Origin of the sequence: Acinetobacter sp. ANC 3929 (assembly GCF_000369405.1) — a bacterium.
Taxonomy (GTDB): Bacteria; Pseudomonadota; Gammaproteobacteria; order Pseudomonadales; family Moraxellaceae; genus Acinetobacter.
The window spans coordinates 979,706-996,050 of sequence record NZ_KB850000.1 but is presented as its reverse complement, the minus strand read 5'-3'; the positions used below and the strand labels follow the sequence as shown (position 1 = coordinate 996,050).

General features: G+C 39.8%; 14 protein-coding genes and 1 pseudogene. 8 read left to right on the top strand and 7 right to left on the bottom strand.

What is annotated here, in order from left to right:
• Nucleotides 1-20: 20 nt before the first annotated feature.
• A complete protein-coding gene (locus tag F909_RS03600) occupies nucleotides 21-983 on the bottom strand; it encodes a ribonuclease Z (RefSeq protein WP_032878125.1) in 963 nt (320 codons plus the stop codon).
• Nucleotides 984-1,050: 67 nt separating this feature from the next.
• Here F909_RS03600 and rtcR point away from each other — a divergent pair, with 67 nt between their 5' ends.
• Nucleotides 1,051-2,652: an RNA repair transcriptional activator RtcR gene (gene rtcR / locus F909_RS03605; RefSeq protein ID WP_005153548.1), complete on the top strand. Its 1,602-nt coding sequence runs from the start codon at nucleotides 1,051-1,053 to the stop codon at nucleotides 2,650-2,652.
• Between the two features lie 4 nt (nucleotides 2,653-2,656).
• Here rtcR and F909_RS03610 read toward each other — a convergent pair whose 3' ends face one another.
• The 5 genes from F909_RS03610 to F909_RS03630 form a co-directional block, all read right to left on the bottom strand.
• Entirely contained in the window at nucleotides 2,657-3,727 is a 1,071-nt protein-coding gene (locus F909_RS03610) for a DUF2157 domain-containing protein (protein ID WP_005153546.1), read from the bottom strand.
• Nucleotides 3,728-3,820: 93 nt separating this feature from the next.
• Nucleotides 3,821-4,450: an alpha/beta hydrolase gene (locus F909_RS03615; protein WP_005153545.1), complete on the bottom strand. Its 630-nt coding sequence runs from the start codon at nucleotides 4,448-4,450 to the stop codon at nucleotides 3,821-3,823.
• 271 nt (nucleotides 4,451-4,721) lie between these two features.
• Nucleotides 4,722-6,299, bottom strand: a complete 1,578-nt coding sequence (locus F909_RS03620) for an aldehyde dehydrogenase (NADP(+)) (RefSeq protein WP_005153544.1) — start codon at nucleotides 6,297-6,299, stop codon at nucleotides 4,722-4,724.
• Nucleotides 6,300-6,314: 15 nt separating this feature from the next.
• On the bottom strand, nucleotides 6,315-8,102 hold the full coding sequence (locus tag F909_RS03625) for an IlvD/Edd family dehydratase (RefSeq protein WP_005153540.1): 1,788 nt from the start codon (nucleotides 8,100-8,102) through the stop codon (nucleotides 6,315-6,317).
• 87 nt (nucleotides 8,103-8,189) lie between these two features.
• On the bottom strand, nucleotides 8,190-9,365 hold the full coding sequence (locus F909_RS03630; protein WP_005153539.1) for a fumarylacetoacetate hydrolase family protein: 1,176 nt from the start codon (nucleotides 9,363-9,365) through the stop codon (nucleotides 8,190-8,192).
• Between the two features lie 111 nt (nucleotides 9,366-9,476).
• Between F909_RS03630 and F909_RS03635 the strand changes: the two genes are divergently transcribed.
• The 7 genes and pseudogenes from F909_RS03635 (at nucleotide 9,477) to F909_RS0120390 (ending at nucleotide 15,818) form a co-directional block, all read left to right on the top strand.
• Nucleotides 9,477-10,412, top strand: coding sequence for a LysR family transcriptional regulator (locus tag F909_RS03635; RefSeq protein ID WP_005153538.1), 936 nt, complete (start codon nucleotides 9,477-9,479; stop codon nucleotides 10,410-10,412).
• Between the two features lie 213 nt (nucleotides 10,413-10,625).
• A complete protein-coding gene (gene denD / locus F909_RS03640; protein WP_005153537.1) occupies nucleotides 10,626-11,597 on the top strand; it encodes a D-erythronate dehydrogenase in 972 nt (323 codons plus the stop codon).
• A gap of 33 nt (nucleotides 11,598-11,630) precedes the next feature.
• Complete coding sequence (locus F909_RS03645; RefSeq protein ID WP_005153536.1) at nucleotides 11,631-13,010, top strand: MFS transporter; 1,380 nt, start codon at nucleotides 11,631-11,633, stop codon at nucleotides 13,008-13,010.
• Nucleotides 13,010-13,882, top strand: coding sequence for an NAD(P)-dependent oxidoreductase (locus F909_RS03650; RefSeq protein ID WP_005153534.1), 873 nt, complete (start codon nucleotides 13,010-13,012; stop codon nucleotides 13,880-13,882). Before F909_RS03645 ends, F909_RS03650 begins: the two co-directional genes overlap by 1 nt.
• 249 nt (nucleotides 13,883-14,131) lie before the next feature.
• On the top strand, nucleotides 14,132-14,914 hold the full coding sequence (gene yaaA / locus F909_RS03655) for a peroxide stress protein YaaA (RefSeq protein WP_005153533.1): 783 nt from the start codon (nucleotides 14,132-14,134) through the stop codon (nucleotides 14,912-14,914).
• 21 nt (nucleotides 14,915-14,935) lie between these two features.
• Nucleotides 14,936-15,199: a hypothetical protein gene (locus F909_RS03660; RefSeq protein WP_005153531.1), complete on the top strand. Its 264-nt coding sequence runs from the start codon at nucleotides 14,936-14,938 to the stop codon at nucleotides 15,197-15,199.
• 9 nt (nucleotides 15,200-15,208) lie between these two features.
• Nucleotides 15,209-15,818: pseudogene (locus F909_RS0120390) on the top strand (metal-dependent hydrolase).
• Here F909_RS0120390 and F909_RS03665 read toward each other — a convergent pair.
• Nucleotides 15,813-16,304, bottom strand: a complete 492-nt coding sequence (locus F909_RS03665; protein ID WP_005153523.1) for a hypothetical protein — start codon at nucleotides 16,302-16,304, stop codon at nucleotides 15,813-15,815. The pseudogene F909_RS0120390 and the gene F909_RS03665 overlap by 6 nt on opposite strands.
• Between the last annotated feature and the right edge of the window lie 41 nt (nucleotides 16,305-16,345).

Below are 16,345 nucleotides of genomic sequence, written 5' to 3'. Positions count from 1 at the left end.
AAGAATACTGTAATCTCATGTTATTGAGCACTTACTTTACTGAGTTTTCCTGTTGTATCCAATGTGAATTGATCAAAATCATGAGCTAAGTAGAAGTTACCTTTATAGGATTTAGTAACTTCTTCTGCAATCGCTTGCTGCCCAGCACTATCTTGATGTCGCGGACTAAAGTGCGTCAGGATCAGATTGCTTAGCCCTTGTTGCTGAGCAAATTCTGCAACCATCTTTGCCGAACTATGCATCGGGCTTGGGCCCACTTTATCTAAAATAGCTTGTGTGTAGGTGCTTTCATGAATCAACAGTTGAGCATCTTCGCAAGCTTGTGCTAATAATTCAGGACGGTCATTATCACCGCCGACAATGGCATGTACGCGTTGTATCTGTAACTGGGTAAAATCGACAGCTTTTAAAGTTTGTCCATTAAATTGAATGTCCAGACCTTGTTGTAAATCACCCCAAGTTTTGCCTTTTGGCACACCGAGTTGAATCAAAGCCTGTGTATCTAATCGCTTTTGAGTGTGTTGCGAGATAATACTAAATGCAAAGCTAGGTACACGATGACTGAGGGAGTGGGATTGAATTGAAAGGTTATCTGTCAGTTGCTGTATCTGAGTCGCTTCATTTACATCAATAAAGCGGAGTGGGTAAGGTAAATGTAGATCCGTGAGCTGCGCTGTAACTTCAATCCATTGTTGAATTTCTTTGGGAGCGATAATGGTTAAAGGTGTAGTACGGGCATTCATACCTGCACTTGCGAGTAAGCCGATTAGACCATAACAGTGATCACCGTGAACATGGCTAATGCAGATCGCAATTAAGCTTTGTAATGAAAGCTTTGCCTGCTGAATCCGATGCTGTGTGCCTTCACCTGCATCAACCAATATCCAGTCTTTATTGTTGCTGTTACGGATGGCTAAACCAGAAACGTTGCGTGTCAGTGTAGGCACACCAGAAGACGTGCCTAAAAAAGTAAAATGAAGCATATTGTTGGAATTTTTCATCGAATTGCGTATTGTATATGATAGACATATATAAAATATTATAGAAATTATGCTGAATGCAAAGAAAACTGTCGTAATTGGTTTTGTCGGTTCTACTCTAGATCAAGGAAAGCGTCCTGACCGATGGCAGCGTTGGCGTCCGACTTTGAGTGTTCTGATGCATGAAGATCTGATTGTCGATGAACTGGTGCTACTACATGATCGGCAACACCATAATTTAGTCAAGTTTATTGCTGAAGATGCACAGAATGTTTCTCCATCAACCACAGTGTCAGGTCATCGAGTGAGTATTCGTGATCCTTGGGATTTTGCCGAGGTCTATGGAGCGCTGTATGACTTTGTAAAAACGTATCCATTTGATACTGAAAAAAATAACTATCTTTTGCATATCACCACAGGCACGCACGTTGCTCAAATCTGTTGGTATCTTCTAGTCGATGCTAATTATTTGCCTGCCAAGCTGATTCAAAGTGCACCAAATCAACAGAAAACACCAGAAGGTGAATATCGTATCATTGATCTGGACTTGTCTCGCTATGATGTTCTCAAGCAGCGTTTTGAAGATGAGCAGCAACAAAACTGGCAACAGCTTAAAGCCAATATTTCAACTTATAATCAAGAATTTAATCAACTCATTATCGAGGTTGAACTGGTAGCGACACGATCAAGTGCTCCGATTTTGATTATGGGAGCAACAGGGGTTGGAAAATCACATTTAGCTAAACAAATTTTTCTCTTAAAAAAGGATAAGTTTCATTTAAGTGGTCGCTTTATTGATGTGAATTGTGCAACGCTACGTGGTGATAGTGCCATGTCCAGTTTGTTTGGTCATATTAAAGGTGCATTTACTGGCGCAGCAGCTTCGCGGACAGGATTATTGAAAAGTGCCGATCAGGGTATTCTGTTTCTGGATGAGATTGGTGAGCTTGGACTAGATGAGCAAGCAATGTTGCTTAAAGCACTTGAGGACAAATCCTTCTTTCCTGTAGGAAGTGATAAAGAAGTTCAGGCAGATTTTCAATTGATTGCAGGGACAAATAAAGACCTAAGAGCCGAAGTGCAAGCAGGGCACTTTCGTGAAGATTTATGGGCACGACTCAATACATGGACTTTCTTTTTACCTAATCTTAAAGATCGAATCGAAGATATTGCACCGAATATTGAATTTGAATTGCAACGTTTTGCGGTAAATCATCAGCGACAGTTGCGGTTTCAACGTGATGCACTCGATATGTATTTGAAATTTGCCAAATCTAGCGAAGCATCGTGGCAGGGAAATTTCCGTGATTTGACCGCCAGCGTGACACGATTAGCGACTTTATCCAGTGGGGAACTGATCCGTTCAGAGACCGTGGAAAAAGAGATTCAGCGTTTAAAGCAGTTGTGGTCGATTCAAACGACAAAAAGCGAATCGAAAGAATCAGATATTTTATTTAAGTATTTAAACTCTGAACAGCGAATGGAAATTGATGAGTTTGATCAAATTCAACTACGTGGCGTACTTCATGTCTGTGAGAGGGCCAAGTCCATGGCTGATGCTGGACGTCAACTGTTTGCAGCTTCACGCCAGCAACGTAATAGCACCAATGACAGTGACCGAGTCAAAAAGTATTTGGCTCGGTTTGGTTTGAGTTGGAGTGACTTCCAGTAATTATTCACCTAGATGATCTTTCTTTCTTGCTTTGCGATTGGTTGGTTAGAAACTCTAAATTCCAGAGCTTTTCGGCATGCCGACCAATCCACCAGAAGGATATCGCCAGTAGCATGAAGAAAATGGCTTTATGCATACCATTCCAGAAAAACTCAAAGTATTTGGTATACAGATTGATAAATAAGAAGGTGATACCAAAACCACGTGAAGTGGCATCATCGTGTTTTAAACCATAGACAATTGCAATGATGGCAATAAAGGCAAACAAGACACCCCAATGCAACAACTCATATTGTTTAACGCTATACCAACGACTTAAGTCCCCATAATTGCCAAAGATTGAGAGAATCCACAAGGCAATAAACAGATAGAGCAGACCCATGACATAAGTTGAATGTGCAAAGTCCTTAAAATACGCATGGCGTTTAAATAACAGGCTCAACCCAATCAGTGCGCCACCAAAGAAGACAAAGCGTAAAGGAAAGTTCATCCCTAGATAATACGCACCCCAGCCAGACATATAACCTGTTTCAGTTCCGAACCATGAACCCAGTGAAAGTAAGGAAAATACCCAAATCAATTTGGATGGGAACCAGAAGGCAAGTACTGCATAAATGATGGTTGAAAACAGGAATAATAAAGAGAAATGTCCGCTGCCGGTATCAATGGCTTGTCCAAAATAAGCCACAGAGGCTGCGGTGGAGAGCACACCTGCAAAAATAATGGCTTCATTGCTAAATTGATGCAGCGGTTTGGTTGTGCGTCGTCGGTATGCAAAGCCATAAAAGGCTGCAGCAACTCCTGCAAAAATCAGACAAGGAATGATTTTGGAATCAATAAAGATTTTTTCAATCAGTTCCATTAAAAACTTATCTGCAGTCATTGCTGCGATGGCAATCACGGCACAAATCATTGAAATCCAGAAGGAGTATTTTGCCAAACGTTGCCAATCAAAAGGCCGAATCGAAAAACTCTGATTTAAATCATTGGCTACATCGGGCGTAATCGTGCCTTGTTGTTGCCATTGTTCAATCGTTTGCTTTAAAAAAAGTCCTTGTTTTTTATTTAATTTCATTATTAAAGAACCCGAATGTCTGTACATCTATACTGATATAACAGACATTGGATTTAAAAGACGTATAGTTTTCTTAGTAATTTATTGTTAAGTCTACAGTTTTAAAAAACGAGCAATGACTTGTCTGAGCTGCTTTAAATAACCTGTGAAGAAATGATTGGCACCTGGCAAAATCGTGATTGGATGCTTTTGTGGTTTTGCCCATGCAACCATATCTGAAAGCAAAGTAATATCATCTTGCTCGCCATGAACAAATAAGATATCGCCGTCAATTGCAGGGGTTTTATAATGGCGTAAGTCAACCACTGAACCTGTGGGTAAACCACATAACACTAACTGTTTAGGACGTAACTCATTGCTGAGTTGGGCTTGGCATTTTGCCAGTACATGTGAACCAAAGCTAAAACCACCTGCGTAGAAGGTTAAACCTGCATGCTTTTCACGGGCATATTCAATCACAGCCATGATGTCATCAGTCTCGCCATGGCCTTGGTCATGTGTGCCTTCACTGCCAGCTAAACCACGAAAACTTGGACGATACACAATACAGCCCATTTCATTGAAAATCTGAGCCAATAAAACAGGGACTTTATGATGCGGTGTACCACCTTGTAAGGGATGTGGATGGCAGACAACAGCAAAACCTGTGATTTCACCTTGGGGTTGATCAACAAACATTTCAATTTGACCAACAGGACCTTGGATGAATAATTGCTCAGACATAAGATACGCAATGGATAATGGAAGAATCCACTATTTTACCGATAATGAAGAATGAAAACATCGTATTTCTTTAAACTTCCTGCATACATAAATGAGGTATCGGATTTCATCTAAATATTACTGTGATAATTTTAGAATCTAATGGTTTGTTAAAAATAATATTTTTTGATTTTATTCTATTATTGGGCACTGTATGAAACTTAGGGAGGGCAATTATAGACTTAAACTTAACTGCCCAATCAAAGACCTCTTAAAATCCAATTTTCATTATTTAAATTGGATTCCTAGTTATCTCACCATTGACCAATCTTAAAATCTGCAATGGGTTGCTATCTTTTAAGGCTTCTGGCAATAAACTTTGCGGGTAGTTTTGATAACACACAGGGCGTAAGTAACGATCAATGGCCAAAGTTCCAACTGATGTACCTCGTGCATCTGAAGTTGCAGGATATGGTCCACCGTGTACCATGGCATCACATACTTCAACACCAGTTGGATAACCGTTTAGTAGTAAACGGCCTGCTTTTTCTTCTAGTACAGGAACGACATCTGCAAACTCAGTTAAGTCTACTTTATCGGCAATTAAAGTTGCAGTCAGTTGACCATTCATGCTTTGTAGCGCTTGTAGAAGTTGTTTTTTATCTTCAACTTCAATGACCACTGTCGCTGGCCCAAATATTTCTTCTTGCAGAAGCTGGTCGCCTGCCAATAACAACTCAACATCAGCTTTAAACAATTGAGGTTGTGCCTGATTACCTTGCTGGGCTTGACCTGCCAAGTGTTCAATGCCTTGGTGCTGGGTTAAATGCTCAAGACCTGCTGCATAGCTGGTTAAGGTGCCTGCATTCAACATGGTTTGCGCAGGTTTGCCGCCAATAATATTGGTTAGGTTGCTAATGAGCTGGCTAAACTCGGCTGATTTAATACCTAAAATTAACCCCGGATTGGTACAGAACTGACCACAGCCCAGAACAACTGAGTCGGCTAAGTCCTGTGCAATTTTGTCACCACGGTTTTTTAAGGATTCGGGTAACATCAGCATCGGGTTAATACTACTCATTTCAGCAAAGACTGGAATCGGTTGTGGACGGGCTGCGGCCATGTCACATAAAGCACGGCCACCACGCAGCGAACCAGTAAAACCAACTGCCTGAATTAAGGGATGCTTCACTAAAGGTCCACCCACACCGTTGCCATAGATCATGTTAAATATACCTTTTGGCATATTTGATTTTTCGACAGCACGTTCAATTGCCTGAGCCACGAAATCTGCTGTAGCCATGTGACCACTATGCGCTTTGACTACAACAGAACAACCCGCGGCTAAAGCAGATGCTGTGTCACCACCAGCGGTTGAGAATGCTAAGGGAAAGTTACTTGCACCAAATACCGCAACAGGGCCAACACCGATTTTAATCTGGCGCAAGTCTGGGCGAGGTAAAGGCTGACGATCAGGCAAAGCGGTATCAATACGGGCACTTAAAAAGTCACCACGGCGCAACACTTTGGCGAACAGGCGCATTTGTCCACTGGTACGACCACGTTCGCCTTGCAAACGTGTAAGTGGTAAAGCGGTTTCTTGTGAGACGATTTCTAAAAAATCTGTACCTAAAGCATCGAGTTCATCGGCAATATTTTCTAAAAAAGTTGCACGCTGTTCAGGTGAAGTATGACGGTAAGTTTTAAACGCTTGACTTGCAGCTTCGCAAGCCTGATTAATTTCTTGCTCGGTTGCATGATGAAATTCATAAGGTAAAGCTTTGCCAGTCGTTGCATTCACACTTTTAAATAAAGTTGTATTTTGTGCACTACGTGAACCGCCAATAAAGTTGTATCCGATAATGGTCATAATAAAATCCTGAAATTAATGAGAATGTCGTGGAAGGTTATTTTGATTGACTACACGCATGTATAACGTTGCCGGCTCTAAACAACCACCCGTTGATAATTGGCCAACCATGTTGCGATACATTTCTTGCCAAGGCGTTTGAGATGTAGAGATACTTGGTTTCCATTCCTCGCGGCGTTTGTCTAACTCTTCGTCTGATATGAGGACATTTACAGAGCGTTTATTTAGATCAATGCGCAAACGGTCATTGGTTTTTAATAAAGCAATGCCGCCGCCTACCGCGGCTTCGGGTGACATATTTAAGATAGAAGGGCTAGCAGATGTCCCACTTTGACGGCCATCGCCCAAACAAGGCAGAGATTCAATTCCTTGTTTAATTAACTCTGCGGGTGGAGCCATATTTACAACTTCTGCACTGCCTGGATAGCCAACTGTTCCAGCGCCTCGAATAACCAAAATACAATGTTCATCAATGTCTAAGGCAGGATCATTAATTCGTGCGTGGTAGTCCTCTGGTCCTTCAAAAACGATTGCCCGTGCTTCAAAGCTATTTTCCCCATTTGGATCAGATAAATATGTTTTCTTAAATGCTTCACCCACGACAGACATTTTCATGATGGCGCTATCAAAGAAATTACCGCTAAGGACAATAAAACCAGCGCCATGCTTTAATGGTTGTTCATATGGAAAGATGACATCTGCATTAGATGTTTTTGCATTTTTAGCAATTTCTCCCATCGTTTTACCGCTGACTGATGCACAGTCTTCATGTAAAACGCCCGCTTTTTGTAATTCATGTAAAACAGCAGGAACACCGCCAGCACGGTGAAAACCTTCACCCAAATATTTACCCGCAGGCATGCAGTTCACAATGAGCGGAATGTTTTCTCCAACGCGTTGCCAGTCTTCTAAACTCAGCTCAATACCCATATGACGAGCAATTGCAATTAAATGAGGAGGGCAGTTACTTGATGCACCTAATGCTGAGGCTACTGCAATGGCATTTTCAAATGATTGTTTGTTCATGATTTTCGAGGGACGTAAATCTTCTAAAACCATTTCACATATTCTTTTGCCTGTCATATAGGCCATTTGCCCACGTTCGCGATACGGCGCGGGAATGCTTGCACATGTAGGTAAAGACATGCCCAATGCTTCAGCCAAGGCATTCATTGAAAGTGCGGTGCCCATGGTGTTGCAATGCCCAACCGAAGGTGATGCCGAAGTCGTCATTTCCATGAATCCCTCATAATCAATTTCACCCGTGGCAAGTAAATTTCTTGCATGCCAAAGCACCGTACCCGAGCCAATTAATTCACCTTTAAAATGACCGTCTAGCATTGGGCCGCCAGATAAAACGATGGCGGGTAAATCGGTTGTCGCTGCTGCCATTAAACAGGCAGGTGTGGTTTTATCACAGCCCGTTGTTAGGACTACGCCATCGAGTGGATAGCCATGTAATATTTCAACTAAACCCAAGTAAGCTAAATTTCTGTCTAAGGCAGCGGTAGGGCGGCGAGACTGTTCTGCAATGGGATGAACGGGAAATTCCATTGGAATACCGCCAGCATCACGGATGCCTGCCTTAACCCGTTCGGCAAGCTCTTTGTGATGGCGGTTACAGGGGGTTAAATCACTCCCCGTTTGTGCGATACCAATCATTGGTCGACCTGACTGTAGTTCGGCGCGGGTCAATCCATAATTCATGTAACGCTCGACATAGAGTGCAGTCATGTCAGCATGTGTAGGATCATCAAACCATTCTCGGCTACGTAAAAAAATCCGTTTATCTTGATTATTCATTTTTAGATCCTTCTACTGATTTTGCTCAGCAATTTAATTTTTTAAGTGATCAATATTACGATTGAACCAGTCGATAATACGTGAAATTTATAGTAATTCACGTTGCTTTAAATTACGCATCAAAGCATTTATTCCAAAATTCCACGGCGTTGCTTTGTCACTGGTCATAACCGTGTTATATAAAGTTCCAAGTTTAGGTGAATGAATACGGACCACATCTCCGACTTTATGGGTAAAGCCAGCCCCAGCTTGCTCACGGTCTTGAGTAGGTGCAAACAAAGTTCCTAAAAACAAAACAAAACCGTCTGGATATTGATGATTCTCATTAAGGGTTTGTTGAATTAAATCTTCGGGGTCACGGCTAATTTGGGACATAGAACTCACACCATTCAGCACAAAGTTATCTGTACCCTCAATTTTCAGTTCAACATCACAAGCACGGATATCATTTAAACTAAAAGTATGGTCAAAAAGGCGAATAAACGGTCCGATTGCACAAGATGCGTTGTTATCTTTGGCTTTACTCAACAGTAGGGCGCTACGGCCTTCAAAGTCCCGTAAATTCACATCGTTACCTAAAGTCGCACCTAAAATTTTCCCGTGGCTATTTGCAACCAATACAACTTCTGGTTCTGGATTATTCCACTCAGACTTCGGGTGAATACCAATATTTTGACCAGTTCCCACAGCTGCTAAAACAGGTGCTTTCGTAAAAATTTCAGCGTCGGTACCAATACCAACCTCAAGATATTGAGACCACATTTTTTGCTCAATTAAATACTTTTTGAGTTGTAATGCTTTTTCAGAGCCGGGTTCGATTGTTTTTAAATTATTACCGATTACCTTTTGTACCACTTCACGGATCGATTGAGCTTTTTGTGCATCGCCACCTGCTTGTTCTTCTATCACACGCTCTAACATGCTTGCGGCAAAAGTAACACCTGCCGCTTTAATGACTTGTAAATCAATAGGGGCTAAAAAATATGCCTTGTTTGTATCTGGCTTAGCAACTGTGTTGGCAAATAACTCATCAATTGACCCAACTAATTTTCTTTCAATTTCAGATAAAGCTTTTAAAGGATCCGAACTTTCAAGTAACTGAGAAATCGTGTGGAACTTTTCTGAAATATCAAAAACCTGATCGCCTTTTAAAAGAATTGGAGATGGACCAGAAATTTGATTTGGAATCCACGCGCGACCAATTAAACATCCTTGAGTAGTATCGTCTGGTAATGAGTTCTGGGAATTTAACGTAAAGTTCATTTAAAGCGTCCTTCTTTTATTTGAAATCATGATATGTTTCTTATTTAATAAACACCAATCGTAATAATTTAATTATTAATAACGAAAAGTTATCGGAAAGGATTTTTGAAAATGGCGGATTTAACATACGCAAGTTTAAATAATTGGTTGAAATTCAAACATCTGGTGTTGTTGGAAACTTTGGCGAGGACCAATAACATGCATTTGGCAGCCGAACAGATGAACTTAAGTCAGCCTGCGGTGAGTAAAATGCTAAAGGAAATAGAAGGTTTATTAGGCTTTCCTGTCTTTGAACGATTGCCTCGAAATATGCCGGTGACGGCTTTGGGCGAACATGTAATTCGATATGCCCAGCGTGTATTAAACGATGCAAAACATTTTGTCGAAGATATTGAAATTTTACGGTTGGGTGGTCACGGGTTTTTAAAAGTAGGCGGTATCTTTGCCGCAACGGCTGTGGTGATTCCAAACTCCATTATTGAGATTAAAGAACAATGGCCGCTACTTTCTATCGATGTTGTTGAACAAACCAGTGACCATTTAATGGAAATGCTAAGTGAACATACTCTAGATTTAGCAGTAGGCCGTTTTACTGATGTGACGCAAAGTCAGTTTTTTGATTTTCAACCTTTAGGCCCGGAGCCGTTTTGTATTGTTGTTAATTATGCTCATCCATGTGCCCAGAAAAAGTTTTGTACATTAGAAGAATTACTAAACTGGCCATGGGTACTCTACCCTAAAGGGACGCCAATTCGAGAACGTATGGAAGGCGCATTTGCCCGAGCAAAAGTTAAAATTCCTTTAAATACGGTCAATACTATGTCGATGCAAACCTTTTTGCAGATATTAAAAGGAGCACCTATGGTGGGGATGTTGCCCGAAGCCATGGTGATTGATCAGGTAAAAGAAGGGCATTTACAGATTTTAGAAACAAATCTAATTTTAGATGCACAAGATTATGGAATTTTGACGCGCAAAGATGAACCAGTGTCTGATATTGCAGCAGCATTCATTAATATCTTACTTAAAAATGCAAAACGTAAATAAAGTATTCAGTCTCAAGCTCTGGGTAGGTTTGAAGTTTGCAAGTTGAAAGACAACTTGCTTTATTGAGTAAATTTATCAACATAAAACTGATATTAAAAAGTTATCAATATTTAGAAATTATTCATTGGAAATTATTGAAAGGAGTCCTTATCGTTTAATTCACGACAATTACAAAAGTTTTTAAGTGAAGAAAAACTAGGAAAGGACCTCTATATGAATGTGCTAATCACTGGTGGAACAGGTTTTATTGGAAAACAAATTGCCAAAGAGATCTTAAAAACTGGCAGGTTGACTTTAGATAACAATAAACCTGAGCCCATCGATAAAATTATTCTGTTTGATGCATTTGCAGGCGATGATTTGCCGCAAGATCCGAGAGTTGAAGTGATTGTCGGTGATATTACCAATAAAACTACAGTTGCTCATATTACAGAAAATATTGATGTTGTTTGGCATTTGGCTGCTGTGGTGAGCTCAGCAGCCGAGGCCGATTTTGATTTAGGTATGGATGTTAATTTGTATGGACTCTTAAATTTATTAGAAGAATTAAGAAAGAAACAAACCACGCCTCGAGTCATTTTTGCTAGTGGCTGTGCAGTATTTGGTGGTCAATTACCAGAAGTTGTGACAGATGAGACAGTAGTTACACCAAAGTCTTCTTATGGCATGCAAAAAGCAGTAGGAGAATTGCTGGTTTCAGATTACTCAAGAAAAGGCTTTATTGATGGCCGTATTTTAAGACTACCGACTATTGTGGTTCGTCCAGGTAAACCCAATAAAGCGGCATCGACATTTTTTAGCTCAATCATCCGCGAACCATTAAAAGGTGAAATGGCCGTTTGCCCAGTACCGTTAGATACTCCAGTCTTTGTGACTTCACCACGGCGCTGTGTCGAATCAATGATTAAAGCGGCGTCAATTTCTTCAGATGTACTTCAAGATAACCGAATTATTCCTCTACCGGGATTAACGGTCACGGTTAAAGAAATGCTTGAGGCGCTTGAAAAAGTTGCGGGTAAACAAGCAACTGATTTGGTGCAATGGCAAGAAGACAAAACCATTCAACGTATTGTTAAAAGTTGGCCTGTTCAGGTGAAAGCTGAGTATGCCGAATCTTTAGGTTTCCAAGCAGATAAAAATTTTGAAAGCGTGATTCAGGCACATATAGAAGATACCCAAAATTAATGGCAGTGATCGCCACTTGATGTGAGAGTTATTATGGAAGATATCAAAAATGTAACTGCTCTCGAAGAGCAGACAATCAAACGTATTTCGAATCGAATTATCCCGTTTCTCATTATTTTATTCATTATGGCATTTCTAGACAGAACCAATATTGGTTTTGCTGCGCTACACATGAATGATGCACTTGGCATTACTCAAACCATTTTTGGTTTAGGTGCGGGCGTATTTTTCCTTGGTTATTTTATTGCTGAAGTACCGAGTAATATCTTGCTTCATCGTTTTGGGGCAAGGATCTGGATTGCCCGAATTATGATTACTTGGGGAATCATTGCAGCACTTATGGGATTTATCCATAACGGTACGCAGTTTATTGTTTTACGGTTTTTACTGGGTATTGCCGAAGCTGGTTTTTTTCCAGGTATTATCTTTTATTTAACTTTGTGGTTTCCCGCAAAATATCGTGCACGTGTTTTTGCAACGTTCTACCTAGGACTACCGATTGCGCAAATTATTGGAGCGCCAATTTCCGTAGGTCTCATGCAATGGGGCAATACCATTGGATATGAAGGCTGGCGCTTAATGTATATTTTGGAAGGTATTCCTTCAATTATTTTAGGCTTGGTTTGCTTGAAATATTTAACAAACAACCCGAAAGAGGCCCAGTGGTTAACAGTAGAGCAACGTCAATGGTTAATGACCACGCTTGAGCGTGAAGAAAGAGAAAAAGACCAATCTACAGAAGCTGCTTTAACCAAAGGGGAAATGGTTAAACAAGTGTTTAAAAACCCATTGGTCTGGATCATGGCAATGGTTTACTTTGGAATTACCTCTGGTTCAAATGCGATGTTTTTCTTCTTACCAAGTGTTTTAGAGTCATTTCGAAACACATTTGGTATGGAAATTAGCCTGATTCAAAATGGTTTACTCACCGCAATTCCATATGCTTTTGCAGCAGTAGGGATGGTTTTATGGAGCCTCCATTCAGACCGTAAACAAGAACGTTATAAGCACGGTGCTTGTGCTGCACTCATGGCAGCATTGGCAATCGCTATTGCATTGATTGTAAACCAACCGTGGGCAATTATTGTGGGCTTTATCTTTCTTGCAATTGGTGTGTTTAGTGCAATTAATATTTTCTGGACTATTCCTGGTCAGACTTTAACGGGTGTGGGTGCCGCAGCCGGAATTGGTTTAATTAACTCTGTCGGCAATTTAAGTGGTTTTACTGGCCCATATTTAACTGGGTATTTATATACAACGACGGGAACTTATACAGTGGCATTTCTCGCTATTGCTGGGTTTGTTGCGATTGGCGGTTTGGGATTACTTCTATTGGCAAAGTTAAAAAAGAATGGCGTAGTAAAAGTAGAACAACAGCAACTTAAAGTACGTACTGCTACGGAGATGAAATAATGGCATCTATTGGATTTGTTGGTACAGGTATAATGGGTATACCAATGGTCATGAATTTATTAAAAGCTGGCCATCAGGTTCAGGTCTGGAATAGAACACCTTCTAAAGCAGACATTTTAAAAGAAGCAGGTGCCTATGTTTGCAGTGAACTTGAAGAAGTCGGAAAAGATGTAGATTTTCTGATTTGCATGCTCAGCGATGGGAAAACATGTGATGAAGTTTTGTTTAGAGAGTTTGGGGCAGTTTCACAACTAAAATCTGAGAGTATCGTCATAGTTATGAGTTCAATACCTGTTGAGGTTGCAAAAGCGCAAAGTGAAAAATGTAAAGAACTCTCACTGAAATATTTAGATGCACCAGTTTCTGGAGGAGAAAAAGGTGCTCAAAATGCAAGTTTGGCGATTATGGCAGGTGGTGAGCTTTCAACCTTCGAACAGGCTGAAAATGTTTTATCTGCAATGGGACGGCCTGTTCTAGTTGGTAATGCTGGTTGTGGAGAACTTTCTAAATTGGTCAACCAAATGATTGTTGCTACTACTATCGCCACTGTGAGCGAAGGCTTATTGCTTGCGAGTAAAGCTGGGGCTGATCTTGCAAAACTAAAGCAAGCATTAACAGGGGGATTTGCTGATTCTCCAATTTTACAGCAACATGGAGAACGCATGTTAAATCGAGATTTTAAACCAGGAGGTACCGCCCTAAACCAATATAAAGATATAAATACAGCGATTAGCTATGCCAAATCATTAGAGCTAAATTTACCAATTGCAGAATTGGTTAATCAACTATTTAAAAATATGATCGTAGCTGGGGATGGGGAATTGGATCATTCTGGTTTAATCCGTGAGCTAGAGAGAATGAATAGTTTTTAGCCATACATAAATGAGAGGTAGGGTTTGTATGCATCATGAATTTTCTTTTGAAAAATAACATTTTGTCAGTTGGCATTAACTATGTTTAATCTCAACTGATAAAAACCAATTTCTCATTTTTATATACTAATAATCGAAAAAAATTACGGTTTATCGTCCCAATTAGGCTTAGGTTTGAGCTAAAGCATATTGGCATTAAAAATTATCAGCTGTTATAGTTTCACCAAGATAAATTTATTTTGATTGATTATGCTTGCTTTAATTTCTCCTGCCAAAACACTCGATTACACTACAGCACTTCCTACAGATACACATACCCAACCACGTTTATTGGAGCAATCTCAACAGCTAATCGATGTTTGTCGTAAGCTTTCAGCGACAGAAATCGCCTCATTGATGACGGTAAGCGAGAAAATTGCCAACCTAAATGTAGAGCGTTTCCGTGACTGGAATGCTGACTTTGATTTTTCTAATGCGCGTCAGGCCATTTTTGCTTTTAAAGGCGATGTATATACTGGTTTAGATGCATATCATCTCAACGATCAGGATATTGATTTTGCCCAACAGCATTTGCGGATGTTGTCTGGCCTTTATGGCTTATTACGTCCTTTAGATTTGATGATGCCGTATCGCTTGGAGATGGGTACAAAATTAAAAAACAAGCGTGGTCATAATCTATATGAGTTCTGGGGCAGTATCATTACCAATCAAATTAACCAAGATTTAGCTGAAATTGATTCGAAAGTATTGGTAAATTTAGCCTCTGACGAATATTATAAATCTGTGAATGAAAAGAACATTCAGGCCGAAATTGTTAAGCCTGTATTCTTGGATCAGAAGAACGGAAAATATAAAGTCATTAGTTTCTATGCGAAAAAAGCGCGTGGGCTTATGGCAAGATACTTGATTGAAAATAAATTAAGCCAAGTAGAACAATTAAAAGCATTTGATAGTGAAGGGTATTATTTTGATGCTGAAAGTTCATCGAATAAAGAATTGGTCTTTAAACGAGATGAACAGCACGCAGCTTAAATATGCCTTAGGCAGGGTGGGATGTTAACCAAAGAATATTTATTAAAACATGCAATTTCGTCTGACCAAGTCAGTATTAAAGGGCATTTGACTGAGCCTCGCAGTTATGGGGTTTATGCTCTGCCTTTAGATCGGGATGGCACTCGACGGTTCAGATTTGGTAATCACCCGATGCGTCAACAGGAACTGAAACATGAGTTTGGTTCCTGTACTTTATATCAACTTTTTTTAGAGCGTAAAGACGCAGAATCTTTGGCAAAGTGGCTTAATAAAGAGATCCAGTGAGGATTGGCAATGCAGCAATATTTGACCGTATTAGAAAAATCGTGGTTTGAGCTGCATCAGTACTATCATTTTTCTGAGCCGCAGAAAATTTTTAATAAGTTGATTGCTGCCTACAGTGAAAAGCAGCGGGCGTATCATACACTTCAGCATTTATATGAATGTTTGGTTTTACTTGAATCCATTCGAGCTGATTTGAATGATTCACCTGCAGTCGCGGTTCCATGATGCGGTTTATGATCCGCAAGCGAAAGATAATGAGTTAAAAAGTGCTGAGCTGCTTGAACAGTATTTGGTTCAAGATTTACCAGTAGATATCGTTGGAAAAATAAAACGATGGATTGTTGCGACGCAAAAGCATGCATCGACTGATGAGCTAGATCTGCAATTTTTGTTGGATATTGATTTAGCGATTCTAGCGGCTTCACCTGAGCGTTTTGCGGAATATGAGGAACAGATTCAGCAGGAATATGCTTGGGTTGATCCTGATGTTTATTCTATTAAAAGAAAAGAAGTTTTAGCGCATTTTTATCAAGCAGAACCGCTGTATCAAACGGAGTATTTTCAAAAGAATTTTGAGCAAAGAGCGAAAGGGAGTTTGAAAAATCTACTGTACTTATGATGTTGAAATATATTGATATAATTTTTTCATATTGGATAGTTTCGAGTCGTAATTATCATTAATTAAAAAATCTATTAATGGTTCTACTGCTTCTGGAAACATACCATCATTGAATAACCATCTATAGGGTGGTGTAAATAGTTTAATAAAAATAGGCAGCTCATTTCCTTTTTTTATTGTAATAATCCTCCAAAATAAAATTTTTTTAATTTGTACAGAATTTCTTTCAATTTCTATATAGGTGTTATTGTGAAATAGAAAGAGGGATTCATTGTGTGGAAATATCACACAGAAATCGGTTTTGAATTCCCATGAAAAGAAGAAAAAAATATATCCAATAATGCTTTGGGGAGAACTCAGAATTTCTTCTTTGTTTGTAGTGTATATCTGATTTTCCTCAAGCATAAAGTATCTTGTATTAGCAGGTGCTGCATGTAAGTTAGGTGAGACTTTAACTAAGTAGATTTTTTTTAATTTATTTTTCATAGTGTTTATACGCCAATCTGGGGGTGAAGGAATAGAGTAAT

Coding starts and splice junctions, on each gene's coding strand:
- F909_RS03615 (WP_005153545.1), bottom strand. CDS start 4,450: ATGTCTGAGCAATTATTCATCCAAGGTCCTGTTGGTCAAATTGAAATG.
- F909_RS03610 (WP_005153546.1), bottom strand. CDS start 3,727: ATGAAATTAAATAAAAAACAAGGACTTTTTTTAAAGCAAACGATTGAA.
- F909_RS03650 (WP_005153534.1), top strand. CDS start 13,010: ATGGCATCTATTGGATTTGTTGGTACAGGTATAATGGGTATACCAATG.
- yaaA (WP_005153533.1), top strand. CDS start 14,132: ATGCTTGCTTTAATTTCTCCTGCCAAAACACTCGATTACACTACAGCA.
- F909_RS03660 (WP_005153531.1), top strand. CDS start 14,936: ATGTTAACCAAAGAATATTTATTAAAACATGCAATTTCGTCTGACCAA.
- F909_RS03665 (WP_005153523.1), bottom strand. CDS start 16,304: ATGAAAAATAAATTAAAAAAAATCTACTTAGTTAAAGTCTCACCTAAC.
- F909_RS03600 (WP_032878125.1), bottom strand. CDS start 983: ATGCTTCATTTTACTTTTTTAGGCACGTCTTCTGGTGTGCCTACACTG.
- denD (WP_005153537.1), top strand. CDS start 10,626: ATGAATGTGCTAATCACTGGTGGAACAGGTTTTATTGGAAAACAAATT.
- rtcR (WP_005153548.1), top strand. CDS start 1,051: ATGCTGAATGCAAAGAAAACTGTCGTAATTGGTTTTGTCGGTTCTACT.
- F909_RS03645 (WP_005153536.1), top strand. CDS start 11,631: ATGGAAGATATCAAAAATGTAACTGCTCTCGAAGAGCAGACAATCAAA.
- F909_RS03625 (WP_005153540.1), bottom strand. CDS start 8,102: ATGAATAATCAAGATAAACGGATTTTTTTACGTAGCCGAGAATGGTTT.
- F909_RS03620 (WP_005153544.1), bottom strand. CDS start 6,299: ATGACCATTATCGGATACAACTTTATTGGCGGTTCACGTAGTGCACAA.
- F909_RS03630 (WP_005153539.1), bottom strand. CDS start 9,365: ATGAACTTTACGTTAAATTCCCAGAACTCATTACCAGACGATACTACT.
- F909_RS03635 (WP_005153538.1), top strand. CDS start 9,477: ATGGCGGATTTAACATACGCAAGTTTAAATAATTGGTTGAAATTCAAA.